Here is a 25,251-nt window from a genome sequence, read left to right on the forward strand (position 1 = left end):
ATTATTATGAAAAAATTAGCACTGTATATCGTTCTTTTTATCGTTTCTAATACTTACGCACAAGAGCTTAATTTACCTGTTTGGACACAGTATTTAGCAGATAATGACTTTATTATTTCTCCTACCTATGCAGGAATTGGAGATAATTTAAGAATTAGAGCTAATGGTTTAACACAATGGGTTGGAATAAAAAATGCACCAGACAATCAAGCTTTATATGCAGATTTTAGAATTGCCAATCAATCTGGAGTTGGTATCTCTTTGTACAATGATAAAAACGGAAATACTAGACAAAAAGGAGCTAAATTTTCTTTTGCTCATCATATTGTTTTAGATTATAAATCACAACAATATTTATCTTTTGGATTATCGTATAATATTAATAGTTTTAAAATTGATATTGAAAATTTTGAAGGTACAGAAGAAATGCCAATTGTAGATCCAAGTATAACAGATGATAGATCTATTAATAACAATAACTTTGATGTGGGTTTATTATACCGCTACAAAATGTTTTATTTAAGCTTTAATGCAAATAACATTTTAGAGAAAGATATTGATGCTTTTACGGGCATTGAACCAAGTAAGTTATTAAACTTTCAAGGCTATACAGGTTATATTATACAAACCAAGAAAAACACTGAAATTGAACCTTCTATTTTTTACCAAAGATATAATAATGACGGACGTTCTAGTACTGATATAAATGTTAAGTACAGAAAATTTAATCGTAAAGGCGATTATTACTGGATTGGTGGATCGTATCGTTTTTTAAATGATCAAGTTGGAAAACCATTAAATATTGGTCCAATGGCTGGTTTAATGAAAAGTGGTTTTTACTTAGCGTATTCATACCAAATAACTATAAACGACTTATCTGGTTTTAATTCTGGTACACATGCTGTAACTATTGGAATTGATTTTCTACAAGGTATGAGTGATTGTCCTTGTACAAAAGGTACTAGTTGGAGAAAATATAGAGGAGCAGGTTTAAATAAAAAAAATTAAACTATTAACTTACTACTTGTTTTACAAGTAGTTTTCTTTCTTTTTCAATTTCTTTATTACTAATTGACCTAACAAAAAGCACAAAAAAATTACTGCTAATCTTTTCATCAGATTGGCAGTATAATTCATTTGAAATCCAGGCACAATTAGAACCTGCTTGGTCTGCGCTCCAAACATTAAAGTTTTTTGGGTTTAATTTAAAACCAGGAAACAATTCTGTTTTAAGTGCTAATAACGCATTAGAATATTCATCTCTATTATTTACTTCTATAGCATTTTTATAGTGTAACGTTTCTAACTCTAGAGATGTTGGCAATCTCCAATTACTATTATTTGCAAAAGTTACTGTACAGTTTCCTTTTTTATAATTTTTTTTGCTAATATCAAGCTCATTTATTTCTTTGGTATTTTTATAATATTCTCTATAAATACCTTCACCAAAGAGACTACTTGCATCTCTCCAGTTAACAGCTATTGGTTTTCCTTCAAATGCATTACCGTTCCATATGGTTCCCCAAGGCGCACGAATCCAACATAAGTTATGCTTAGTATCTGTAATTGTTCCGTTAGATTTTATATGCCATTTGCCAAAATATTTGGTCTCTAAAACGCGTATAGTAATTTCTTGAGTAAGATTATAATAATTACCAAAATTGGTGTTTTTTAATCGCTTTGCTAATTGTAAAACTGAAGGCTGTTTTTTATAAAAAAAATGTTTTGAAATATACCAAGATGCTAAAACCCCTAAAATTAAAGGTGCTATAATTGAGAAAGCACTTGAAGTAATAATTTTATAAATTTCATCCATATCTTTAATTATTATTAATTAAAGATATAAAAATATCAACACCTCATAAGTATATAGTCTTAATATTCACCCAATTAATAGTTTATTGAATTTAAATAAGTGTTACTCTAACTTTTTTCTTTTTTAAACGTGTATTGTTTGTACTTGTAATAATGCTATTTACTTTAGTTTTTGGAACTGCTACAAATGCACAGTCTTGTTTAAGTTCTATAACACCTAATTCGTTTCTTTCCAGGTTTCCTTGTTTAAAAAATAAACCCGCAATATCACCTTTAGAAATTTTATCTTTTCTTCCTCCAGAAATAAATAATGTTGACCAATTACTGTTTATGTTTGCATGTTTTCCGTTTAACTTTTCAACTTGAGAAGTTGTTATAAATTCTGGTAAATATTCATTTTCCCATTGTAAAACATAAGCTGTTCCTTTTGCATTCATTCTAGCAGTTCTACCATTTCTATGTGTAAACTCTTCAGCTTTTAATGGTAGTTGGTAATGAATAATAAAGTTTAGTTCTGGAATATCTAAACCGCGTGCTGCCAAATCTGTTGCTATTATTATTTGATGTGTTCCGTTTCTAAATTTTATAAGAGCACGTTCTCTTTCAATTTGTTCTAAACCACCATAAAATGTACCATGCGGAATGTTATTATCTTCTAAAAAATCACTTACAAATTGTATTGTATCTTTAAAATTACAAAATATTATTCCTGGCTTATTTCCTATTTGGTGTATTAAATCTACTAAGGTTTGAAGCTTATTTTTATCTGGAGAAATCACTTTTTTAATTTCTAAATTTGAAATTTTAGTATCCAAATAATCAATAGTAATTTCATTTTCTAAACCAACAAATTTAGGAATTTCCATATCCTGAGTTGCTGAGGTTAAAACACGCCTTTTTATGTTTGGTAAGCTGGCAAGAATTTCACTCATTTCTTTTTCAAATCCAATTTCTAGAGATTTATCAAATTCATCTAAAACTAAAGTTTTTATATCTTCAATTATAAAAGTTTCACGCCTTAAATGATCGGCAACACGTCCTGGAGTTCCTATTAAAATTGCCGGCGCATGAGCTAATTCTATTTTATCTTTAGAAAAAGGTCTTCCTCCATAAACAGCATTTGCTTTAAATCCTGTTCCCATTTCACGAATAACTTGTTCTATTTGGATCGCTAATTCTCTAGAAGGTACCAAGATTAGTAATTGTATATTTTCTACATTGGCATCTAACTCTGCAATGGTTGGTAACAAAAATGCAACCGTTTTACCAGTTCCTGTAGGCGATAATAACACTGTATTTGCTGTAGAATTTATAGATAGCTGTGCTTCTTCCTGCATAGGATTTAACGCTTCTATATTTAGTTTAGCAAGAATTTGTTTTTGAGATTTAATGTCGTTTTTACTAATGCCCATTACCAGATAAAATTTTCACAAAGATACTTACATTATTTACAGAAAGCACCTATGATTTGTTTGAGATATTTATATAAAAAAATCTGCAGAAAGCGTTTCTGCAGATTTAAAATATTATTAATAGAATTTTTATTTCTTATTATTTAATAAAATTGATTTTGTGTTTACAAATTCATGAATACCAAATCCTCCATGTTCTCTACCATATCCAGAATTTTTTATACCACCAAAAGGCATATTTGGGTGTGCTAAACCAAAAGAATTTATATTTACCATTCCTGTATCGAAATGATTTTTAGCTAAGTCTATAGCTTTATCTTCGTCTTCTGTGAAAATACCACCACCTAAACCAAAGCGACTATCGTTTGCAATGCGCATAGCGTCTTCATTATCTTTTGCTTTAATTAGTGATGCTACAGGACCAAATAACTCATCATCGTAAGCTGGTTGTCCTGGAGTAACATTACCTAAAACAGTAGAAGGATAATAATAGCCTTTTTCTTCTGGTATCTCACCACCACAAAGTACTTTAGCTCCTTTATCTACACTTTCTTTTACTTGATCGTGAATTTTATCTCTTAAGTCTTCTCTTGCCATTGGTCCTATTTTAGAATTTGAATCCATTGGATCTCCATGTGTTACCTTACTCATGGCTTCTACAAACCCTTTTTTGAAATCTTCGTATACACTTTCTACAACAATAAAACGTTTTGCTGCGACACAAGTTTCTCCATTATTATACACTCGACCTTGTACACAGGTTTTTACTGCTTTTTCAATATTTGCATCATCAAGTACTAAATAGGCATCGTTACTACCTAATTCTAATACTGTTTTCTTTAAGGCTTTACCTGCTTTTTCTGCTATTTTTTTACCTGCTCCAGAACTACCTGTTAAAGTTACACCTCTAACAAAATCGTTTTTTATAATTTCATCAGATGTGTCGTGGTCTATAATTAATACTGTAAATAGGTTTTCTGGCAGATCTGCTTCTTTAAATATTTCTTGAATTTTAAGTGCACATCCAGTAACATTTTTAGCATGTTTTAACAACACACCATTTCCTGCCATTAAGTTTACAATTGCGTAACGAATAACTTGGTATAAAGGAAAATTCCATGGTTGAATACCATAAATAACACCTAATGGTGAGTACGTAATAATACCTTTGCCTCCATTTGGCAATTCTCTTTCTTCATCTTCTAACTTTTTTAAACCTTGAGTTGCAGTATACTCGCAAATACCAGCACAAAGCTCAATTTCTTGGTGACTTTGCTTTACTAGTTTACCCATTTCGGTAGTCATTAAATTCGCTAAATCATCCTTATTAGCTTTTAATTTCTCACCAATAGTTTTTATAATTTTTGCTCTATCTTCTAAAGATTCTGTTTTCCAATTTAAAAAAGCATTATTACAGTTTTCTACTGCTTTTAATGCTTCTTCTTTAGACATGTATGTATAGCTTTTTATTACTTGTTCTGTTGCTGGGTTTATTGTTTTAAACCCTTTTTCAGTATCTCTTTCCATAGTTTTATTTTATTTTTTCTTGATTGAAATAAAATTAAACATCTTTTAAAGCGTTTCCAATCACTTTAAGAAAAGCTTAGGATGCAAAATAGTATATGTGCTAACATGTTTTTTAAATGCGCACAAGCTGCTATTTGTTTATGTTTTTAATGCTTTATTTAAAAGATTTGAAACATTCTTGTTATCTACATACTCATCTGAATATATTTTAGTAAAATGTGCTCCAAACAATAGTATTAATGAAGAATACGAAACCCATAACATAATTAAAATTATGGATCCTGCAGCACCATAAGTTGAACCAGGTTCCATTTCACTAAAATAAATAGCTAATAAATATTTACCAATTAAAAATAGAATGGTAGTTAACAAAGCTCCTACTTTTACGGTTTTCCAACTTATTTTTGCTGATGGTAAAAACTTAAACATTGCAGCAAATAGCACATATATAAAGCCAATAGATATTAAAAAATCGAATATGAATAAGAAATCTAATAGATTTTCTGGTAAAATATTTTCTAGGCGTTTATTAAAGGTACTTAATAACGAGGTTAAAATAAAACTTGTTAATAACAAGAACCCTATAATTAAAATGAACCCAAAGCTTTTTAACCGACTTACAATTGTTTCTACTATACTGTTTTCAAAGTTTGATTCGCTTTCCCAAATATTATCTAAAGCAGATTGCAACTGAAAAAATACACCTGTAGAACCGTAAATTAGCGTACCAATACCCACAATAGTAGCAAAAACCGATGTCGTTTCACTACCTTTTTCCACAATCATTAATCGTATAGACTCTGCCGCATCTGGACCAATTGCTTTTGTAATTTCGTTTAATAACTCGCCTTGCACAATATCTCTTCCCCAAATACCGCCAACAATATTTAAAATAATAATTATTAATGCAGGTAAGGATAGTATTGCATAGTAAGCTACTATTGCACTACGCTCAAAAGGTTTGCCTTTAAACCAAGAACTACCAGCTTTTGCTAGTAGTTTTGGTAATTGAATAAGTTTAAATTTTTTGGAATCACTCATTAATTATAATTTCATTACTATTTATTTTAAACTAGACATATCTATAACAAAGCGATATTTAACATCACTATCTTGTACACGCTCAAAAGCTTTATTTATGTCTTTAATATCAATAAGTTCTATTTCACTTGTAACATTATTATCTCCACAGAAATCTAACATTTCTTGAGTTTCTTTAATACCACCAATTAAAGATCCAGCCACTCTTTTTCTGCCCATTATAATATTACCACCATGCATAGGCTCTAAAGGTTCAATTGCTCCTACCATTACCATTGTTGAGTCTCTTTTTAACAACTGCAAATAAGGGTTTATATCATGTTTTACTGGTACTGTATTTAATAAAAAATCGAAAGTTCCATGGTGTTCTTTCATTTCATCTTCATTTTTAGAAATTAATACAGCATCTGCTCCTAGTTTCTTGGCATCATCTGCTTTATCTGGCGATGTAGTAATCATATATGTTTCGGCTTCCATTGCGTGAGCAAATTTTATACCCATATGACCTAAACCACCAAGACCAATTATTCCTACTTTATCTCCTTTTTTTACATTCCAGTGATTTAAAGGTGAATAAGTTGTTATACCAGCACATAATAATGGTGCTACGGCTTTTAAATCTAAATTTTCTGGTACACTAACTACAAACTCTTCTCGCACAGTTATACTTGTAGAATAGCCTCCAAATGTTTGCTTACCTGTATGTTTGTTTTTTCCGTTGTAAGTACCTACCATACCTTTTTCGCAAAATTGCTCTAAGTCGTCTTTACAAGCGCTACATTCTTGACAAGAATCTACCATACAACCAACGCCAACTAAGTCTCCTTCTTTATATTTTGAAACCTTATCTCCTACCTGCTTTACCTTACCTACTATTTCATGGCCAGGAACTAAAGTGTAGGTTGTATTTCCCCAATCGTTTTTTGCTGCATGAATATCACTATGGCAAACACCACAATATAGAATCTCTATTTCTACATCATTTTCTTTAAGATCTCGACGTTCTATTTTTATTTGTTTTAAATCTGCTTCTTTACTTTCTGTTCCGTATGCTTTTACTTCTGTCATATTTTTTGTTTTTTGGTTATGCTTCTCCTCTTGCAGGATAATTTTCTTTTAATATAAAATCTACTCCGCCTAAAATATCTCTTAACGATGGTCTTCCAAAAGGCATAGATTGTATATCTTCCCAATACACTTTATGTTCTTTATCTAATAAAAACAATCCAGGTTCAGTAAAATATTCTGGTTCTTTTTTTATTCCTTCAGAAATAAATAATCCCCATTTTCGGGCTTCTTCAATAGGAAAACCATAGCCTAAAGGAATATCATCTATTTCCCAATCTTTATAGGTTTGTTTTGCTACTGCTTCGGTGTCAGAACTTATTGCAATTACATTAATTCCTCTTTTAGAAAATTTTTCAATATGCTCTTGTACTTCTTCTAATTGCTCTTTACACTTTGGACAATGTTTTCCTCTATAAAAAAATATTACTGTAAAATGCTCTGGTGTTTGCTCACTTAATTTCCAAACACTATCATTAACTAAATTTATTGTAAGTTCTGGTGTTTTTTCTCTTGGCTTTATCATAATTTTTTTTAATTTTTTTGATTAAAGTAAATTTAGAAACAGTAAAAAGTGTTTATTATCTCATTTGCTATTAAAGTTTGTTTATTAGGTATTTTATGAGTTAAACATATCTTAAATATGCCTATTAATACTTATAATTTTCAATATATTTAAGATAAGCAATTTAAAAACAACCTTTTATGTCACTACTAACAATTATTTTAAATTTATTATTACCACCTTTATCTGTTGCAATGCAGCATGGTATTGGTAGTAAATTTTTAATTAACTTAATACTTACTTTAATAGGCTGGTTACCCGGTGTAATTCATGCATTTTATGTAAGTCAAGAATAAAGAAAAAAAGGATGGCTATTTAGCCATCCTTTTTTATTTAAAATAGTTTTATAATTATAATTCTTCGCCAGATGCTCTATATTCAACATCTTTGTTTTTACCTTTTCGCCTAAATTCAACATCGTAAAACTCTCCTTTAGTAGCAGAATCTACTTTTTCTACTTCGGTAATATGTTCATCTCCATAATTCTCTTTAATTGCTTTTTTAATTGCTTTTGGTAAATCTTTTTTCTTAATACTTGTTTCGGTTTCTATCCAATCTCCATTTGGTGAAAAATCTGCTCGATATTTAATACCATCTATCTTAAAGTGCGACTCGTAATTTCCGTGAGCATCAATTTCCCAATCTGGATCATTTTCTCCTGGATATTTAGCTTGAAATGCTTCTTGTACCGCTTTTGGAGCTTGGCTTTGAACTTTTTCTTGGCAACCAAAAAATGCCATTAAAAAAGTTGCTATTAGTACTACTGAATTGCTTTTCATGATATATATATTATTAATTATTTAATGTAAAACTAAATATTACAAAATAATAGTTTTATAAATTTATCTTAAAAACTAGGCTATTAAGAATACATTAACTAAAATGTTAAAGACAAAAGCAATTACATTATGTACATTTCTTAAACTAAGGTAATTTGATATACTCAAATTATTAAATGAGATTTCTTTTTATATAAAATCAAAAAATAACTAATGATAAAAAAAATACTATTCGCTTTAATTATTCTATTCAATTTTAGTGGTAATGCGCAACAGCTTACAACTAAACAAATAAAAAAATTAATTGAAACCTATAAAAACGATCCTCGTGGTCCATACCATCGTATTAAATGGTTTTGTGACGATGGTACAGAAAGAGAACCTAGAGATCCATGCCCAGACGATATTGGTGGAGGTATTCAACATGCTGCATTTAAAACCACTGCTCTAGATTTACGCAAGACAAATAATTTATATTTTGGTGAAATTATAGCAGCTTTAGAACCAAAAGATTTTTTAGACCACAACAATAATTATAGTCGTTTAAAACAATATCAACTAGGCAAGTACTTAGCAAGTGTAGATAATGGTTGGGTTTTGCAAAAAGCTCAATTTTATAGAGGAGCAATACAAAGTGAAGATGAAGAAGCTTGGGGAAAAGATTTTTTTGAATGGTTATTAAAAGATGAGCAAATTATAACCACTAAGTACTATTTACTAAGGCAAGCCTTAAAAGATATACCACATAATGGAGATGATAATGTGGCACAGCTAATGCGTAGTCAAAGTAAAACACTATCTGAAGATTTAAAATCTTTCATGGATATTAGAATAAAAATTCATGGACAACCAGAAGTTACAGATATAAAACTGGTTAAGGATTATATGGCTAATAACACTATACCTAATGATTTAAAAAAAGATTTTGATGAGTTAGTTGAAACCATGTATAAATTTTATTCTCCTATAGATTTTTCAAAATTAGAAAAGGAATTAAATAAACTACCGGTTTCAAATCCAACAACTTTAAAAATTAAAGCGTTTATAACATCTAACAAAAACCAAAAAACATCGGCTTCATTTGTTTCTGAGATTGCTTCAATATTAACCGAAATACGTGAAAATATACTAAGCTATAAAAATAGTAAACATAGACTTCAGCTTTTAGATTTATCAAATCAATTAGAACATACTTTACTTACCGAAACTCAAAATTGGCAAATTAATACCGTTGGCGAAAGTTTAGATAAAATTAATGCTCTAACCTGTGCTGCGATGGGAACAGGTTTAATTGAAATTTGGGAATATAATGCTATTGAAAATACACTCAATAACAAAATTGCGCAAAACAATTTAACTTTAAATGAATTAAACCAATTACTAACCACAAGCCGTAGTGTTGTTGAGTGGAGCGCATCTACCGTTAAAGCAAATTATCAAGATGTTGTAGATAAATATACTGCTTTTGAGCCTTTATCTTATGGTTTTATAGACGATCGTATAAGAAGTAGTGTTGCATTAAATTTAGGTGAAACAGTAAGTTTGTTTGGTGCTTTTATTGCCAAAACGTCTCATTTAAATAATAGTGTTATGGCTATTGAAAACCAAAGTGCAATACGTGGTTTAAATCCTGGTTATGCCTATGGCGAATTAGTTGTTGTTGATGGTAACCCAGATAATATTGAGGTTAACACTAATAAAATATACATTTTTGAAAAACCACCACACGATTTAAAACCTGTTACAGGAATCATGACCGTGTCTGAAGGTAATTTGGTTTCTCACGTACAACTACTTGCCAGAAACCTTGGTATACCAAATGCTGCGTTGTCTTATAACAACTTAAAAGAATTAAAAAAACATAATGGTGAAATAGTATTTTATGCAGTATCTAACAAGGGAAATGTAATTTTAAAAACTGAAGATGATATGTCTTCAACCGAAAAAAATCTTTTCAATAAAAAGGAAAGAAATAAAAATGTAATTGCTGTTCCTGTAGATCAAATACGTTTAGATGTTTCTAAAGTTATTAATATGCGTGATGTAGACGCTAGTGATTCTGGTAAACTTTGCGGACCAAAAGCAGCCAATTTAGGAGCGTTAAAAAAAATGTTTCCAAAGCAAGTTGTTGAAGGTATAATAATTCCTTTTGGAATTTTTAGAACGCATATGGACCAACAAATGCCAAATCAAAATAAAACCTATTGGCAATATTTAAATAGCACTTTTAATACAGCTAAAGCCATGCGTGAAGCAAATAAAAGTGATGAGGTTGTTGAGAAATTTCAATTAGACGCGTTAGAGGTTTTGCACAAAGCAATAATAAATATGCCTTTAGAGGCTGCTTTTTTAAATGATATGAAATCAAGCTTTGCTTCGGCCTTTGGAGATGCTATTGGTAATGTTCCTGTGTTTTTACGAAGTGATACTAATATGGAAGATTTAAAAGAGTTTACTGGTGCAGGATTAAACCTTACACTTTTTAATATTAAAGCTGAAGATGAAATAATAAAAGGTATTAAACGCGTTTGGGCAAGTGCCTATACAGAGCGTAGCTTTAAATGGAGACAAAAATATTTAAGTAATCCCGAAAATGTTTTTCCTTCAATTTTAATTATTCCTAGTGTAGATGTAGATTATTCTGGTGTAATGATTACTAAAGGTATAAACTCTGGTAATGATGAAGATTTAACCGTTGCATTTAGTCGTGGTGCTGGTGGCGCTGTAGATGGACAAAGTGCCGAAACACGCTTAATCACTTCAAAAACCAATGTGCTACTAGCTCCAGCAAGACAAAGCGATTACATTAGACTACCAGATTATGGCGGAACTAAACAATACACCACTAGTTTTGAAACACCAATACTAAATCAACAAAACATTAAAGATATTAGAACTTTAGCTTCAGAAATTAGAAAAACTATGGCTAAACATAGTGAAGAATCTAATCAAGCTTACGATGTGGAATTTGGTTTTAAAAACAATAAATTATGGTTGTTTCAAATTAGACCATTTGTAGAAAATAAACAAGCTAAAAGCTCTGAGTATTTATCTTCTATTGCTCCAAATACAGATTCAAAACAAACTATTAATCTTTCAGAAAAATTATAAAAAAATAATACGTATACATGAAAAAACTATTCTATATAACCATTAGCCTTTGTATTTTAATTTCTTTTGGCTTTATATCTTATCCAATAGATGGTTACCAACGTACAGGTATAAAACGTTTATATCAACTGCAAAAAATGCAAGAAGATAGTGTGCCTTATAATCGTATTCCTTTTGGTGCCTATAAAAAACTTGAAGACATAAAACTTAATTTAACCTCTCGTGCTACAGATAGTTTAAATACTATACTTGTAGATGATGATGATTTTATGCGTAAAATTAAAAGATTAATTCCTGGCGGAAACTACTCGGTTGCAGTTTTAGATATGTCTAATCCAGATGATTTAAAATACGCATCGCACAGAGAAAATGTTGGATATCAACCTGGTAGTGTTGGTAAAATAGCAGTGCTAAATGCTGTATTTACCCAAATGGCAAAGGTTTGCCCAAACTGGGACGATAGAATTATGTACCTAAAAGACATTAAAGTTTCTGCTCGTTATTGGGGAACTGGAGACCACCACACCATACCTATTTATGATATAGAAAAAGATAAATTGGTTAAAAGACAAGTTGTTGCTAGCGATAAATTTTCACTTTTTGAATGGTTAGACCATATGGTTTCGGTTAGTAATAATGGTGCTGCAAGTGTAATGTATCGCGAAGCCATGCTAATGGCCGCTTTTGGTGCAGATTATGTTAATTTAACCGAAGAAGAAGGCGAAAACTATTTTAAAAACACTAAAAGAGATAGCTTAACAAGCTTAGCAAATACTGTAGTTAACCAACCGTTACGTGAATTAGGTATTACTGAAGATGATTGGAGACTTGGTGGCATGTTTACAAGACCAGCAGGAAAATATGTAGGTAGAAAAGGTGGTAGTATTGGTACGCCAAAAGGTTTAATGAAATGGCTTGTAAAATTAGAACAAGGTAAAATTATTGATACCAAATCTAGTTTAGAAATGAAACGCTTACTCTACTCTACAGACAGACGTATACGCTATGCAAAATCTAATAGATTAGATAGTGCTGCTGTATATTTTAAATCTGGCAGTTATTATAAATGTGACAGAGAAAAAAATCCAGATTGCAAAAGTTATGCAGGAAATGTATTTAATTATATGAATTCTGTTATTATTGTAGAACACCCTAATAAGGGATCAAAATATATAGTGTGTTTAATGTCTAATGTACTAAACAAAAACTCTGCTGGAGCACATATGTATTTAGCTAGTAAAATTGACGACCTTATTGAAAAAAATAACGAAAACTCTGATGCTAAATTAGATGAAAATTTTAAAGATAAAGACGACGAAGGCGATACAGGAGATAATTAACGTCTTACATCTGTAAGGCTCTCAATTGTTGAATATGCAAAGAATTTTACGTCCTTATTGCGATGCTTTTTTAAAGGCATCACGATTGGGACGTAACTTTTATCATCTAACACCTTAATGAGGTGTAATATCTCTAGTTTAACGCGCTTACCTCTACGTTTAAGTAACATGGCCAAATAAGCTTTTTCTGGTATAGTATTTAGTTTTAATACTGTAGATTCAAAATTATCTTCAGCAAAAACAGTATGTTCTACTAAAGGAAAAACTTTAGATTTTAATTGTGCATTTAGCAAATTATCTAAAAATTCTAAAGCATTTACTCTAGCCTCTTTAACCTCACTTAATAAACCAGAATAAGTCACGCCAATATCGGCTTCATCATAAACAAGACTTAAAAGTTTAAAAATACATTGCAAACTGGTTTCTAGTTGTTCTTCTAAAATATCTATTAAACTTTGTCTTGCTATTAAAATTTCGGTATCACTATCGTTTTTAGGTTCTAAAACCACTTCTTGATTAATAGTGTTTTGAATAGATGCTATAGCATCTAGAGTAGATTTATAATATTTACTTTCTCTTATAATTTCTCTTCTAAAAATGCGCTTATTAAAAAATAAATCTGGATTTTTTGTTCTAAGTTTTAAAAGACTTTTTGATGATTCTAAACGAATTACAATATCATTACTTTTAAGTAAATTTAATAATACTTTTACCGAGTTTTGAGATTTAAACGAACCTACAACTTTAGGTAGATGTTGTTTAATATTGTCTTGTAAATCTTCATGTTTATCAAACTCAAGAATGGTTTTTGTAATACCCAGTCCATAATTTCTTAGTGCTTTTACAGCGGTTTTTCTAAATTCTTTTTCTGGTAAAAAATGAAGTAAATCATCAACAAATCTTTGGCTAGCGGTAATACCTGATGCCTTAATAGCTTGTTTTACTATATAAGGATTTCTGTTATTTAAATGTACAGTGATAAACGGATAAAACTTTTCTATTCCAGCGTACGCAATGGTAATTAACAATTCTCCAACAGCTTCTTTACGGCTAAAACCTTCTGGTGTATTTAACGTACGTACGCGATCTGCAATTCTAGAATGTAAATTATATTTTACAGATAGTTTTTTATTATTTTTTGCTTCAATAGAAAGACACAACAAAGCAGCATTAGAAATATAATCTGTTTCATGGTTTAAGTATTCATCAAAAAACTGATTGGTATTTATATACGAATGATGAATAATATAATTTAAAGCAGTATACACTAAATCATCATCTTTTTCTTCTACTAACGCTTTAACTTTATAAAGTGCTGTACCTTTATCGTATTGAAACAATTGCTTTATAGCTTCCGTTTTAACTGTATTTGAAGAATGATCTAGTAAACTTATAATACTATCTTTTAACGGTATTAATTTATATGTGGTTAGCTGGTTTAATAAACTTAGTATTTCGGCCTCTGCGCCAGAATTTAATATACGTCTTGCCGCTATTAGGGTTGTTTCGTATTTACGTTTTTTAGGTGCTTTTTCATGTTCTACTAATGTTTTTTGAATATTAACTCTAAACGAATTAAAATAAGCTTCACGTAATCTATAAATTAAAATTATCCAGATAAATACAAAAAGTAAAATAATAACGGTTATATAAGCTGTATTTAGCTCTAGTTTTCTAATTAAAAATATTAATAAAAAACCTGCAACACCAGTAGCAACACTATCTACAGCTACATCTATAAAAGACTTTGCTTGATTTTTAATATTTAAAGGAATAGGCATTATAGACAATTCTACAGCCGCTTTGTTTAGCGATTGCTTAAAACTCCCATCTATACCTTTTATAACAACTAATACCCATAATTCTGGAAAGGTTAAAAACAATAAACTTCCTAAAGCAATGCCTAATGGTAAAATTAATAATGTAGATGAAACGCCCAGTTTACTTAAAAACCTATTAGTTACAAATAACTGAAGCGCTAAGGCTATAACATTAAATGTAGAGAACCAAAAACCAAAAAATGAAGCCAATTCATCTGAATCTGATATGGCTTTATTTGCAAAATCACTAAATTGAAAATCTATTAACTTTGCTACAATTACACTTATTCCCGTTATTAATGCTAAATAAGTTAAATGTTTAGATTTTAGTATAAGTTTAAATGAAGATACTTGCGCATTTGTATCATTATAAACACGTTGTTTCCTCACATAGGTTGTCATTTTTTGTATACGAAGTGTCCAGATTTTTTTTATAATTGGAATGCAGCATAATATTAAAATTGCAGCCAATAAAATAGCAAATTTGTTACCATAAGTTGAAACAATTAAACTTGTTAGGTAACCACCAAAAACGCCTCCAGCTATAGCTCCTGCTCCAATAAAACCAAATAACCGTTTGGCTTCACGGGCATTAAAAACCATGTTAGCTAAAATCCAGAATTGAGACGTAGCAACTACAGCAAATAACGAAATACTTAAATAATAAAAATATAGTATCCAATTAAATAACACATTAAAATGTAATACTATACTTAAAACTATAAACGCTAAACTAAATACTATTAAAGATACTATTGTTACGCGTAATAACGAAAACTCTCGTATTGCTTTATTATAAAATATAGTGGTTATTACAGCTACCATTGCAACTAACAAATAACCATACGGTAAACTATCTGCTCCTAATTTATTTACAAAAAGGGCATTTACCGTTGGTTTAACTATTAGTAACACAGTTATTATTAAAAAGATATAAAACTGCATTAAAAAAGAGATGTATATTTCACCATCTCTTAGTCCAAATGTTTTATTAAAAAGTTTTTTTAGCAAAGGCTACTATACTTTAAATTATAGTTTATTTATTATAATAAAGAACGTGATTTTTTTAACACTTTCTCAATTGGTACTACTAAATTTCTGGTTATTTGTTCGCCAAAATTATTGTCTATTAGCGCCACTATAATATATCTACGTTTTGGTCCCCAAACTAATGCAGAATCTGCATGAAAATTTTTCCAAGAACCAGATTTTCTATAAATAGTAGCATTAGGTGCTATTTTATCTAATGTGTTTACAAACTTATGGTGTAATGCTGGATCTTTCATAATATCAAGCATTTCTTTAGAACGGTCTGTACTTATTAGGTTTCCCATTGCTAATTGATAATAAAAACTACATACTTGCTTTGTTGTTGCAGCATGACTTAGTCCTTTAATAGGATCTGGATAACGTCTTCCGCCAGAAGCGTAACGTTTACCAACCCATAAACCACCACCAACTTCCTCATCGTAAAGTTTGGTTTTGGGAGCGCGTAAAACAGATTCAATTTTTTCGTAACCTACACGATCTATCATTCTGGTGGATGCTGCGTTGTTAGATTTACTAATCATTAATCGCATGTCTTTTCTTACCTCTTTAGTATCTACTAATTCTCCTGTTTCAATAGCATCCATAGCTGCTAAAAGAATGGCGATTTTTGGTAAACTTGCAGCATACATCATATGCTCATCATTTAAACCTGCGTATTTTATATTAGTTTCATCTGTTAAATCTACAACACCAACAGACATTTTTTTATTTCTAATAAGTTGTCTCCATTTAGGGTTAGCCATGATTTCGGCTTCTAAAAGCTTTTGTAGATTAGAATTTTGTAATTCTGCTATAGGATCAATGTCTTGACTATGTTTTATTGGCAATTCATTTTGTGCAAATGACATAGAGCCAACAAACATTAATACTATTGCAATAAAATTAATCAATGTTTTATTCATATTTTATATTTAAAATTAAAGTGTTTCTATAACTTACAAATTATGTGCCAAAGGTGATAATTCTTAGTCATAAATTGCTGTTAATATTCACTATTTAAACAGCTAATTTTCAAACGTTTATTTTTAAATTTTATTGCCATTAATATCCAGCTCAACAATGTTTTTTCCTAGTTTTTTTACTTCTTCAAATTGTGTTTCTTTATCACCAACAACTACATAAATCATATCTTCTTCAGTTAAATATTTATCTATAATAGTTTTATAGTCTTCAAGAGTCATATTTACTAATTCTTCTTGATCTTCTTCTGTAAAGGTGTGTGAAAGATTAAATTTACTAATGTTTCGTAACATGCCTAATTGTGCTCCTAAACTTTCGTAAGCTCTAGTGTTTCCTTTTAAAATTTTATTTCTAGTTAATTCAACTTCAGTATTAGAAAAATCATCAGAATAGTCTGCTAACATATTTTTAATTATCTCTAAAGATTTTAATGTTGCATTTGCTCTAACGCTTGTTCTAACGGTAAATGGCGCTACTTCTTTATTGCTAGTAATTCCTGAATATGCACCATAAGTATAACCTTTACCAATTCTTAAGGTTTGAAATAATTTTCCGCTAGATCCACCACCAATTATTTCGTTTGCAAAACGTAAGTTATTTGCATCTTCATTTTCTTGAGATAATGCTAATTTACCAATACGAATTACAGACTGTTTTGCACCTGGAAAATCTATAAAATACAATTGATTTTTAGCGTTTGTTTCTGGAATAGCATAGGTTGGAATTTCTGTGCTTTTTGTATTCCAATCGTTTAATGTTTCTAAAGTTGATTTTACCTGAGATTCTGCTAAAGCACCTGCAATATGAAATGTTGCTTCTTTTGGAGATAATTTGTCGTAATAATTTTTTAAATCTTCTATAGTAATACCTTGTGTAGATTCTGGAGTACCTGAACCTGGAACAGCGAAAATATGGTTATCACCATACAGTAATTTATTATATGCTAAAGTAGCTATACTATTAGGGTTAGCTTCTCTACCTTTTAAACTTGTTTCTAATGCTTTTTTAAGACGACTAAATTCTTTTTCGTCCCAACGTGGTTGTAAAATTATTTCTTTTACTAACGCTATGGTTTCATCAAAATTCTTAGCTAAGCAACTTCCTGTAATATGGAAATCTTCGTTTGTAGAATACATACCAATATTAGCACCTAATAAACCTATAGCTTCTTCTAAATCTGCAGGCGTTTTTGTTGCTGTACCTTCCATAAGCATATCGCTTAATAAGTTAGCTACACCAGATTTTTCTACAGGATCTAATAAATGACCTCCTGGTATTGTAATATCAAACTGTACTAAAGGTACTTCGTTGTTTTCAATTCCATAAATTGCCATACCGTTACTTAACTCATTTGTCCATACTTCTGGAGATTTAAATAATGGTAACTCACCGTAACCAGGTTCGCTTCTATCATATTTAGAAGGTGTTTTTTCGTAAACAGCTTCTGCGCCTTGACTTACTTCTTCGTTGGCTACATCTTTTTTAACTTCTTCAATCCAAACGGTTGCTTGCTCTGCATTTTCTACTGCTAAATCTAAGTTTCCTTTAGGTACAACACTTGTCATTACGTAGTTTTTTCCTTTTAAATACTTGTTGTAAGCAGCCATAACATCTTCTGCTGTAACAGCGTTTGTTAATTTTGCTGTTTGGGTAATATAACTAGGATCACCTTTAAACTCGTTATCTTCTACCAGTTGAAATGCTTTGTTTAAAACAGTGCTAACGCCTCTATATAAGCTAGTTTCAAGCTCTGCTTTAATTCGTTTTAAATCTTTTTCGTTAACACCTTCTTTTTCAAAGCGAAGTAAACCTTCATCAATGGCACTTTTTACATTATCTAAATCTGTACCTGCATTTGCTCGTACTCTAAATACAAACTCACCTGCAAGTTCACTACTACTTTGGTAAGTACCAACTCTAGGTGCTAGTTTTTGCTCTTCAACTATTGTTTTATATAATGGTGCTTTTTTACTTCCGCTTAAAACTTGCCCAAGAATTTCTAAGGCATATTTGTCTTTATTATACTGTTCTACAGTTGGAAATGTGATGCGTAACTCTGGTAATTTAGCAAAACCATCTTCAAAATATAACGATTTTGTTTTCTCTAAAGTTACTGGCATAGGTGGTAAGCTTTCTACTTTTGGTCCGCTTGGTATTTCACCAAACCATTTTTCTACCAGTTTTTTAGTTTCTTCTATATCAATATCTCCTGCTATTACAAGCGATGCATTACTAGCACCATAATATTTTTTGTAGAATTCTTTTACATCGTCTATTGTTGCTGCTTGTAAATCTGGTAATGCACCAATAACCGTCCAGTTATATGGATGATTTTCTGGGTAAAGGTTTTTACGTTTAATTTCATCTGTATAACCATAAGCTGCATTATCTACACGTTGGCGTTTTTCGTTTTTTACAACTTGTTTTTCACGCTCTAAAGCTTCTTTTGTTACCGTATTAATCATATAACCAAAACGGTCTGAATCTATCCATAAAATTTTCTCGAAAGCGTCTTTTGGCACAACTTCATAATATACTGTATAATCGTTTGATGTACCACCATTTCTACTTCCTCCCCATTCTGGTATCATTTTTCTATTGGCTCCAACAGGCACATTTTCACTATCATTAAAACTCATATGCTCAAAAAAGTGAGCAAAACCTGTGCGTCCTGGTTTTTCTCTATTTGAACCTACATGCATCATCGTTGCTACAGCTACAATTGGATCACTGTGGTCCTCATGAAGTATAACTTCGAGACCATTATCTAAAGTAAATTTTTCGTAATCAATTTTAAATTCTGTTGTAGAAGTAGTGGTTTTTTCTTCTTTAGAATCTGAACAATTAATCATTAACAAAAAAGCAGCTACTAATGCTGTTGTTTTTAATATTCGCATGGTTTTGGTTTTAATTTTTATAAAGATAAATATTAATACCAAAATGATTAAACCAAATGCTACTTTTCTTAAATTTGTAACATTAATTTATAATTAAAATTTCATGCTTAAAACGTTTAGAATTGTTGCTTTTTTAGAAGGTGTATCTTATTTATTACTTATGGGCGCTTCAATATATAAGCGAATGCCAGAAGGTAACGACGAATTTGTAAAACTTTTAGGTATGCCGCACGGTTTATTGTTTGTTGCCTATATCGCATTGGCAATTTTTTTAAGAAGCACTTTTAAATGGGATACCAAAACATTTGCTATTATACTTTTAGGTTCTTTAGTTCCTTTTGGAACTTTCTATGTTGACAAAAAATACTTGAAGCCTTTAGCTTAATACTGCTTAATTTAGGTTATTGTTATTTTAACCTGTCTTTTACATACTCAACTTTGGTTTTACCGTGAGCTTTTGGCTTACCGTCTTTTCCTAGGTTTACCATAATTATATCTTCTACTGTTATAATAGTTTCTCGTGTCATCATGTTTCTTACTTCACATTTTAAAGTAATCGATGATCTGCCAAATTTTTTAACTTCCATTCCTATTTCAACAATATCACCTTCTAAGGCTTTACTGTTAAAACTAATTTCACTCATGTATTTAGTCACTATTTTAGGATTGTCAAGCTGTACAACTGTGTATAATGCAGCTTCCTCATCTATCCAAGCTAATAATCTACCGCCAAAAAGCGTTCCGTTTGGGTTTAAGTCTTCGGGTTTTACCCATTTTCTTGTATGAAATCTCATAATTTAAAATAAGTTTTGTTGTGAATTATTTTTATTTAAATCTTCATTAGGTATTTTTAAATTATAACCTAATGTATTATTAAGTTTTTGTATAAAATATGCAGAAAGTAATGGTGATTCTTTCTCTATATTTTGATGTATAAAAAAGTTTATTTCTTTTATTCCTTGTGTTTTCCACTCTTTTAATCGTTGTACCCAATCGTCTAGTCGTGTATAATCACTTGGGTGATTAGCACCAACGTAACGAATAAAAGCCGTACTGCTTGTTAAACGCATGTGCATAATATCTCTACGTCCTGCAGTGTCTACTATAATGTTAGATATGTTGTTATCTTCTAGTAATTTGTAAAGTTTTTGGGCTATTGCTGTATTATACCAATCTGTATGTCTAAACTCAATCGCTAGCGGAATTGTTTTAGGCCAATTTTCAACAAATTCTACAACACGATCATAATCTTTAGGTGCAAAATTTGAATGCATTTGCAAAAATATAGTACCTAATTTTTCTTTTAAATTTGAAGCGTTATACAAGTAATTTTCTACAACTGCATTTGTATCTTGTAAACGTTTCCAATGGCTAATTTCTTGATTAAGTTTTGGAAAAAATTTAAAATTTGAAGGTGTTTTTTCATACCACTTTTCAAATTGTTCTGCTGGAAAAATACGATAGAAAGTTGCGTTTAATTCTATAGCATTAAATTGTGAAGAATAATAAGCCAGCTCATCTTTTGTGCCTCGAGGATAAAAACCTTTTAAGTCTGCTCTATTCCATTTTGCACAACCTACATAAATGTCTGGTATATTATCATCTTTTACCAAATTAAGCACACGTTTAGTGTCTTTATGGTCTTTTGGCAAACTAAAATCTATTAATTCTGGATGTTCTACTTTTCCAAACTTCATGGTTTTTTTATTTTATATAAAGGTAATTGTTCATAAAACGGTTAACAAGAAATTACTATATGAAATGATTATACTATCATAATTAATATTTTTATAAAAACACTTATAATTATGACTTCAAGAGATCAACAATTATTAGCAATTAGACCTACAATTTCTTCAATTAAAATTTCAGACAATATGAGTAGCGATGAGCGTTTTCAAAACCTAACGTTACGTCCTGTTATTAAATTACAAAACGACTTATTTATTGAAGTTTTTAAAAACTACATTACAAAACATAAAAATGTTTTTTATGATTTAAACACTGAAAGACGCTTGCATTATATTGATAATGCCATACATAAAGATATAAAGTTTAGAAACTCGCTTAAAGGTATTGTTATTGGGCAATTTACAACTGAAGAATATTTACTTTACATTAAAAATTCTTCGGCCTTAAACAAACGAATGATGAATATTGTTATACAACGCTTACAAAGTAGCATCCAATTGTTTGAAAAAGATAATGTGCTTTTAGCAGTGTAAAAATAAATAAAATTACTAATTATCTATTAGAGACTCACCATTTAAATTAGTAGTTAATACATCGCTCATATAATCAAAATATGGGCGAATTGTTTTAAAAGACTCATCTATTATTGTTAGTAAATCTTTACTTACTAATTCTTTATCTGTAATTTTTTTAGTGAATATAAATTGCTTTTTTCTAATTAAATCTATGGCTTGGTGTTCTTTATCAAAGCCTTTTGGAGCTGTTTTAAGTTCTTCACCTTCAAGGTTTCCCCAAACAGATTTAAATGTCTCTTGATTTATTATTGTTCTAATTTCTTCATCATCCATTTCAAACTCCTTTCTAATTCTTAATAAATCTTCTTTTGATGGATTCCAGAAACCAGTTGCTAAAAAACTTTGGTTATTTGGTTGTATTTGAAAATAATAACCACCACGTAATCTAGGTTTTACTCTATGAAATGAACCTCCAAAATGGGTTTTATATGGTGTTTTATTTTTTGAGAAACGCACATCTCTATAAATTCTAAAAACTTTGACTTTATCTGTTTCATCATGCACATTTAGTTTTTGGTTTATAGCAGCAAAAAATGCTTTCACTTCTGTCTCAAGTTTTTTAAACTTTGGTTTATGCTCATTAAACCATTCTCGATTATTATTTTCTTCTAATTTTTTTAGAAACTCTAGTACGTTTTTAGAAATCATTTTTAGGGTTTAGGGTTAGTGTAAAATTAAAAAAAAGTCTCAATTTCAAGTAATTTGAAATTGAGACTTTAATTAATATGTTTAATTTGTAGAATTAATCTACAGTATCTTCTACATCGTCTGCAACGTCTTCTACTGCGTCTTCGACTTTTTCTCCTGTTGATTCTTCTCTACATCCGGTTAATACTATTGACATTGAAAACATCAATAAAAATAAATAAGATAATTTTTTCATTTTGGTTTTGATTTATTGGTTAATAATTTAAATGTAATGATTAATTATGTGAATTTTTGCTTCTAAACGTTATTAATACAAATTAATCATTGAATTTTTATTTTTTTTAAAGCTTATCTTCTTCCTCTAATTAGAGATAAAATAAATAATACAATAAATATGAAGAAACATATTTTAGCAATTCCTGCTGCTCCTCCTGCAATTCCGCCAAATCCTAAGACTCCAGCTATAATTGCGATAATAATAAATGTGATTGTCCAACGTAACATAATTTTTTAGTTTTAATGGTTATTAATAATTGATTTTTATAATCGATTAGGCTTCTGCCTCGTTTGATTCTTGTTCTTGTTCTATATCTTGAGCTACATTTAATTTATTATCAAATTGTAGCGTTCTTATTGGGAAAGGAATATTAATATTTTCTTTATCAAATGCCTTTTTTATAGCAATTATAGCATCGCTTTGTCCCGTTATTCTATCTTTTGCTTTATTACCTTTTATCCAAAATCTTGTTATAAAATTTATTGAGCTATCTCCAAATTCTTGGTAATAAAATTCTACGTCATCTTCACTTTCTATGCTTGTAAATTGTTGCGCGATTGCTGTTTTTGTTAGCTGCTTAACTTGTTCTAAGTCTGATTCGTAGCCAACACCACAACTTACAATGATTCTCATTTTTTTTGTTAACGAGTAGTTTTTAACAGGATTCTCTAATATGGATTTATTAGGAATCATTACTAGCTTATTATCTGCTTCTTTTACTACAAAGTTTTTTAAACTAATTTCTACTACTTCGCCAGCAAAACCATTGGTTTCTACCCAGTGACCTAATTCTATACTTTTTCTAAAACTTAATACTATACCGGCAAAAGTATTACTTAAAGTACCTTGTAATGCTAAACCTATTACCAGTCCAGAGACTCCTGCGGCTCCAATTAATGTTTCTAATGTTTTACTAAGATTTAATACGCCAAGTGCTAAAAATAAACCAGCAGCGATAATGACTATTGCCACCATTTTAGTAATAATATTAACTAATGAGTCTTGGTGCACTTTTTTAGAAACTAACTTACCTACTAACCTAGAAACATATTTTGCTACATAATAAAATACAACCAATACAATTATTGCAATTATTAAATTTGGTATGTTTTTTATTATAGCATTTAACCAGCCTATAAGCTTGTTAGATAAGAGTTCGTATGCTTTATTTAATTCGTCAGTCATGATTTTTGGTTTTTATATTGTTAAGAGATAGTTAAGTTTAAAAACGTATTTAATTAACTTTTAACTTCATCTTGTTTTAATTGATCGTTAGTACTTTTAGACCATGCATTTAACATCCAACTTGACTTTTCTAATTCTCTTGTATAAGCTCCAATTAAATCAATTGTACCTTCATCTCCAGCAGCTTCAGAAGCCTCTAAAACTTTACTCATTTGTAGTAAAATAAGTTTATGATCATTTAATAAAATGTCAACCATTTCTTGATCTGTAGTCATTCCTGATGCTTCATTTAAAGATGAAATTTTTAAATAATCACTTAATTTACTTACAGGATGATGCCTTAATGTTAGAATTCTTTCTGCTATTTCATCAATTTTAACTTGAGCCTCATTATACATTTCTTCAAACTTGATATGTAAATCGAAAAAATTTTTACCCAACACATTCCAATGGAATGTTCTAAGTTTTTGATAGTATAAATGATAATCTGCTAATAGTGTATTTAATTCCATTACTACAGGAATTAATTTTTCGTCTTGTATATTTAAGTAACTCATGGTTGATTTATTTAGTTGTATTTTTGTCTAACTATTGTAAATATACAATTAAACAAAACTGTTAAAAAGCAGTTTAACTGCATTTAACGGTATCCAGAAGTTATTAACTTAAATTATGTTAAGAAGAAAGAGTTGCTGTTAATTAAATTAACAGTTAATCGAATTTTAGACTTTTTAGTATTAAGCCTGAAGCTGGAGCAATATATTCCATTTTAATAGTGTTATCAGGCTCTAACGAAGTTTTTATATCCTCTAAAGTTAGCTTTCCTTTACCTAAATCTATTAATGTTCCCATCATTAAACGTATTTGGTTTCGCATAAAACCTTTACCTCTTACACGCAATAAATAGCTTTTTTTAGGAAAAAAATTAGCAGTATATATTGTGTTCTCCACAATTTCGCAAGTAAGTATCTCGCGCGTATAAATCCCGTTATTGGATGGTTTATAACAATAAGTTTTTAAATAATGTTCACCTTCAAAGAGCTTTGCTCCTTTTTTCATTATTTCAACATCTAAGTCGTCAAGAATAGTTGTTAGTATTGGCGCACAAAAAGGATGAAATTTATCTCCAAAAGCAAATAGATATATATACTCTTTTACTTTAGGGTTATTAATAATATTAAACTTAGCATCAACTTCTGTAATTTCTAAAGCCCTAATATCTTGTGGTAAATTAGTATTAAACAACTTTAAAAAAGCCTTTTGATCTTTTATTGGTTCATATAAAAAAAGTTCTATTGCTGTTTCTTCTGCAGAAACCATGGCATCTGTTCTTCCAGAAGCTAAACTTTTAAAGCGTTTTCCTTCTAATATAAAATTTAATGTACGGTCTACCATTAAATGTAACGTTTTTACATCTGGTTGTTTTTGCCAACCGTGAAAGCGGTAGCCTAAATATTGAATTTTTATAACGTAGAAGAATTTTTTCAAAATT

The 25,251-nt window shown here is 29.9% G+C and carries 23 protein-coding genes; 6 read left to right on the top strand and 17 right to left on the bottom strand.

Annotated features, from left to right (window positions below; genetic code table 11):
- Positions 1-6 precede the first annotated feature (6 nt).
- Positions 7-1,008: a type IX secretion system membrane protein PorP/SprF gene (locus BM549_RS00735; RefSeq protein ID WP_290468500.1), complete on the top strand. Its 1,002-nt coding sequence runs from the start codon at positions 7-9 to the stop codon at positions 1,006-1,008.
- Positions 1,009-1,012: 4 nt separating this feature from the next.
- Here the strand turns inward: BM549_RS00735 and BM549_RS00740 are convergent, their stop codons facing one another.
- The 6 genes from BM549_RS00740 to BM549_RS00765 all read right to left on the bottom strand — a co-directional run bounded on the left by BM549_RS00740 (position 1,013) and on the right by BM549_RS00765 (position 7,386).
- Positions 1,013-1,816, bottom strand: coding sequence for a DUF1566 domain-containing protein (locus tag BM549_RS00740; RefSeq protein WP_290468501.1), 804 nt, complete (start codon positions 1,814-1,816; stop codon positions 1,013-1,015).
- 91 nt (positions 1,817-1,907) lie between these two features.
- Complete coding sequence (locus BM549_RS00745; protein WP_290468502.1) at positions 1,908-3,227, bottom strand: DEAD/DEAH box helicase; 1,320 nt, start codon at positions 3,225-3,227, stop codon at positions 1,908-1,910.
- 129 nt (positions 3,228-3,356) lie between these two features.
- Positions 3,357-4,754 carry an NAD-dependent succinate-semialdehyde dehydrogenase gene (locus BM549_RS00750; RefSeq protein WP_290468503.1) on the bottom strand — a complete coding sequence of 466 codons (1,398 nt, stop codon included), beginning with the start codon at positions 4,752-4,754 and terminating at the stop codon, positions 3,357-3,359.
- A 138-nt stretch (positions 4,755-4,892) separates the two neighbouring features.
- Positions 4,893-5,795 carry a YihY/virulence factor BrkB family protein gene (locus BM549_RS00755; RefSeq protein ID WP_290468504.1) on the bottom strand — a complete coding sequence of 301 codons (903 nt, stop codon included), beginning with the start codon at positions 5,793-5,795 and terminating at the stop codon, positions 4,893-4,895.
- Between the two features lie 21 nt (positions 5,796-5,816).
- Positions 5,817-6,863, bottom strand: a complete 1,047-nt coding sequence (locus BM549_RS00760) for an NAD(P)-dependent alcohol dehydrogenase (protein WP_290468505.1) — start codon at positions 6,861-6,863, stop codon at positions 5,817-5,819.
- Positions 6,864-6,879: 16 nt separating this feature from the next.
- Positions 6,880-7,386: a redoxin domain-containing protein gene (locus BM549_RS00765; RefSeq protein WP_290468506.1), complete on the bottom strand. Its 507-nt coding sequence runs from the start codon at positions 7,384-7,386 to the stop codon at positions 6,880-6,882.
- A 179-nt stretch (positions 7,387-7,565) separates the two neighbouring features.
- Here BM549_RS00765 and BM549_RS00770 point away from each other — a divergent pair, with 179 nt between their 5' ends.
- Positions 7,566-7,721: a YqaE/Pmp3 family membrane protein gene (locus BM549_RS00770; RefSeq protein WP_290468507.1), complete on the top strand. Its 156-nt coding sequence runs from the start codon at positions 7,566-7,568 to the stop codon at positions 7,719-7,721.
- A 54-nt stretch (positions 7,722-7,775) separates the two neighbouring features.
- Here the strand turns inward: BM549_RS00770 and BM549_RS00775 are convergent, their stop codons facing one another.
- Positions 7,776-8,204 (bottom strand): PepSY-like domain-containing protein, encoded by a 429-nt coding sequence (locus tag BM549_RS00775; RefSeq protein ID WP_290468508.1) that lies wholly within the window; start codon positions 8,202-8,204, stop codon positions 7,776-7,778.
- A 213-nt stretch (positions 8,205-8,417) separates the two neighbouring features.
- On the opposite strand from BM549_RS00775, the gene BM549_RS00780 reads away from it, so the two are divergent.
- Positions 8,418-11,315, top strand: coding sequence for a PEP/pyruvate-binding domain-containing protein (locus BM549_RS00780; protein WP_290468509.1), 2,898 nt, complete (start codon positions 8,418-8,420; stop codon positions 11,313-11,315).
- Between the two features lie 17 nt (positions 11,316-11,332).
- Positions 11,333-12,655: a serine hydrolase gene (locus BM549_RS00785; protein WP_290468510.1), complete on the top strand. Its 1,323-nt coding sequence runs from the start codon at positions 11,333-11,335 to the stop codon at positions 12,653-12,655.
- Here BM549_RS00785 and BM549_RS00790 read toward each other — a convergent pair.
- The 3 genes from BM549_RS00790 to BM549_RS00800 all read right to left on the bottom strand — a co-directional run bounded on the left by BM549_RS00790 (position 12,652) and on the right by BM549_RS00800 (position 19,382).
- Entirely contained in the window at positions 12,652-15,486 is a 2,835-nt protein-coding gene (locus BM549_RS00790) for an Npt1/Npt2 family nucleotide transporter (RefSeq protein WP_290468511.1), read from the bottom strand. The two genes, BM549_RS00785 and BM549_RS00790, sit on opposite strands and share 4 nt — an antisense overlap.
- A gap of 32 nt (positions 15,487-15,518) precedes the next feature.
- Positions 15,519-16,427 (bottom strand): serine hydrolase, encoded by a 909-nt coding sequence (locus tag BM549_RS00795; protein WP_290468512.1) that lies wholly within the window; start codon positions 16,425-16,427, stop codon positions 15,519-15,521.
- A gap of 123 nt (positions 16,428-16,550) precedes the next feature.
- Positions 16,551-19,382: a pitrilysin family protein gene (locus BM549_RS00800; protein WP_290468513.1), complete on the bottom strand. Its 2,832-nt coding sequence runs from the start codon at positions 19,380-19,382 to the stop codon at positions 16,551-16,553.
- A gap of 103 nt (positions 19,383-19,485) precedes the next feature.
- On the opposite strand from BM549_RS00800, the gene BM549_RS00805 reads away from it, so the two are divergent.
- Positions 19,486-19,767 (top strand): DUF3817 domain-containing protein, encoded by a 282-nt coding sequence (locus BM549_RS00805; protein ID WP_290468514.1) that lies wholly within the window; start codon positions 19,486-19,488, stop codon positions 19,765-19,767.
- Between the two features lie 22 nt (positions 19,768-19,789).
- Here the strand turns inward: BM549_RS00805 and BM549_RS00810 are convergent, their stop codons facing one another.
- Entirely contained in the window at positions 19,790-20,176 is a 387-nt protein-coding gene (locus BM549_RS00810; RefSeq protein ID WP_013871071.1) for a hotdog domain-containing protein, read from the bottom strand.
- Between the two features lie 3 nt (positions 20,177-20,179).
- Positions 20,180-21,079, bottom strand: a complete 900-nt coding sequence (locus BM549_RS00815; protein WP_290468515.1) for a DUF72 domain-containing protein — start codon at positions 21,077-21,079, stop codon at positions 20,180-20,182.
- Positions 21,080-21,190: 111 nt separating this feature from the next.
- Between BM549_RS00815 and BM549_RS00820 the strand changes: the two genes are divergently transcribed.
- Positions 21,191-21,607, top strand: a complete 417-nt coding sequence (locus BM549_RS00820; protein ID WP_013871069.1) for a hypothetical protein — start codon at positions 21,191-21,193, stop codon at positions 21,605-21,607.
- A gap of 15 nt (positions 21,608-21,622) precedes the next feature.
- On the opposite strand, the gene BM549_RS00825 is transcribed toward BM549_RS00820, so the two are convergent.
- The 5 genes from BM549_RS00825 to BM549_RS00845 form a co-directional block, all read right to left on the bottom strand.
- The gene (locus BM549_RS00825) at positions 21,623-22,297 is read right to left on the bottom strand and encodes a DUF2461 domain-containing protein (protein WP_290468516.1); all 675 of its coding nucleotides are present in this window, start codon (positions 22,295-22,297) and stop codon (positions 21,623-21,625) included.
- A 348-nt stretch (positions 22,298-22,645) separates the two neighbouring features.
- Positions 22,646-22,801 (bottom strand): DUF1328 family protein, encoded by a 156-nt coding sequence (locus tag BM549_RS00830; protein WP_013871066.1) that lies wholly within the window; start codon positions 22,799-22,801, stop codon positions 22,646-22,648.
- Between the two features lie 46 nt (positions 22,802-22,847).
- Entirely contained in the window at positions 22,848-23,759 is a 912-nt protein-coding gene (locus BM549_RS00835) for a mechanosensitive ion channel family protein (protein ID WP_290468517.1), read from the bottom strand.
- Positions 23,760-23,812: 53 nt separating this feature from the next.
- Positions 23,813-24,316 carry a ferritin-like domain-containing protein gene (locus BM549_RS00840; protein ID WP_013871064.1) on the bottom strand — a complete coding sequence of 168 codons (504 nt, stop codon included), beginning with the start codon at positions 24,314-24,316 and terminating at the stop codon, positions 23,813-23,815.
- A gap of 154 nt (positions 24,317-24,470) precedes the next feature.
- The gene (locus BM549_RS00845) at positions 24,471-25,247 is read right to left on the bottom strand and encodes a tRNA pseudouridine(38-40) synthase TruA (RefSeq protein ID WP_290468518.1); all 777 of its coding nucleotides are present in this window, start codon (positions 25,245-25,247) and stop codon (positions 24,471-24,473) included.
- Positions 25,248-25,251: the final 4 nt, after the last annotated feature.

Origin of the sequence: Lacinutrix sp. MedPE-SW, assembly GCF_001874145.1 — a bacterium.
Lineage (GTDB): Bacteria > Bacteroidota > Bacteroidia > Flavobacteriales > Flavobacteriaceae > Lacinutrix.

What these genes read in the sequence shown, in the direction of transcription:
- BM549_RS00815 (WP_290468515.1), bottom strand. Translation starts at nt 21,079, where the DNA reads ATGAAGTTTGGAAAAGTAGAACATCCAGAATTAATAGATTTTAGTTTG.
- BM549_RS00735 (WP_290468500.1), top strand. Translation starts at nt 7, where the DNA reads ATGAAAAAATTAGCACTGTATATCGTTCTTTTTATCGTTTCTAATACT.
- BM549_RS00810 (WP_013871071.1), bottom strand. Translation starts at nt 20,176, where the DNA reads ATGAGATTTCATACAAGAAAATGGGTAAAACCCGAAGACTTAAACCCA.
- BM549_RS00775 (WP_290468508.1), bottom strand. Translation starts at nt 8,204, where the DNA reads ATGAAAAGCAATTCAGTAGTACTAATAGCAACTTTTTTAATGGCATTT.
- BM549_RS00750 (WP_290468503.1), bottom strand. Translation starts at nt 4,754, where the DNA reads ATGGAAAGAGATACTGAAAAAGGGTTTAAAACAATAAACCCAGCAACA.
- BM549_RS00765 (WP_290468506.1), bottom strand. Translation starts at nt 7,386, where the DNA reads ATGATAAAGCCAAGAGAAAAAACACCAGAACTTACAATAAATTTAGTT.
- BM549_RS00780 (WP_290468509.1), top strand. Translation starts at nt 8,418, where the DNA reads ATGATAAAAAAAATACTATTCGCTTTAATTATTCTATTCAATTTTAGT.
- BM549_RS00760 (WP_290468505.1), bottom strand. Translation starts at nt 6,863, where the DNA reads ATGACAGAAGTAAAAGCATACGGAACAGAAAGTAAAGAAGCAGATTTA.
- BM549_RS00820 (WP_013871069.1), top strand. Translation starts at nt 21,191, where the DNA reads ATGACTTCAAGAGATCAACAATTATTAGCAATTAGACCTACAATTTCT.
- BM549_RS00785 (WP_290468510.1), top strand. Translation starts at nt 11,333, where the DNA reads ATGAAAAAACTATTCTATATAACCATTAGCCTTTGTATTTTAATTTCT.
- BM549_RS00805 (WP_290468514.1), top strand. Translation starts at nt 19,486, where the DNA reads ATGCTTAAAACGTTTAGAATTGTTGCTTTTTTAGAAGGTGTATCTTAT.
- BM549_RS00755 (WP_290468504.1), bottom strand. Translation starts at nt 5,795, where the DNA reads ATGAGTGATTCCAAAAAATTTAAACTTATTCAATTACCAAAACTACTA.
- BM549_RS00795 (WP_290468512.1), bottom strand. Translation starts at nt 16,427, where the DNA reads ATGAATAAAACATTGATTAATTTTATTGCAATAGTATTAATGTTTGTT.
- BM549_RS00835 (WP_290468517.1), bottom strand. Translation starts at nt 23,759, where the DNA reads ATGACTGACGAATTAAATAAAGCATACGAACTCTTATCTAACAAGCTT.
- BM549_RS00745 (WP_290468502.1), bottom strand. Translation starts at nt 3,227, where the DNA reads ATGGGCATTAGTAAAAACGACATTAAATCTCAAAAACAAATTCTTGCT.
- BM549_RS00740 (WP_290468501.1), bottom strand. Translation starts at nt 1,816, where the DNA reads ATGGATGAAATTTATAAAATTATTACTTCAAGTGCTTTCTCAATTATA.
- BM549_RS00825 (WP_290468516.1), bottom strand. Translation starts at nt 22,297, where the DNA reads ATGATTTCTAAAAACGTACTAGAGTTTCTAAAAAAATTAGAAGAAAAT.
- BM549_RS00800 (WP_290468513.1), bottom strand. Translation starts at nt 19,382, where the DNA reads ATGCGAATATTAAAAACAACAGCATTAGTAGCTGCTTTTTTGTTAATG.
- BM549_RS00830 (WP_013871066.1), bottom strand. Translation starts at nt 22,801, where the DNA reads ATGTTACGTTGGACAATCACATTTATTATTATCGCAATTATAGCTGGA.
- BM549_RS00770 (WP_290468507.1), top strand. Translation starts at nt 7,566, where the DNA reads ATGTCACTACTAACAATTATTTTAAATTTATTATTACCACCTTTATCT.
- BM549_RS00840 (WP_013871064.1), bottom strand. Translation starts at nt 24,316, where the DNA reads ATGAGTTACTTAAATATACAAGACGAAAAATTAATTCCTGTAGTAATG.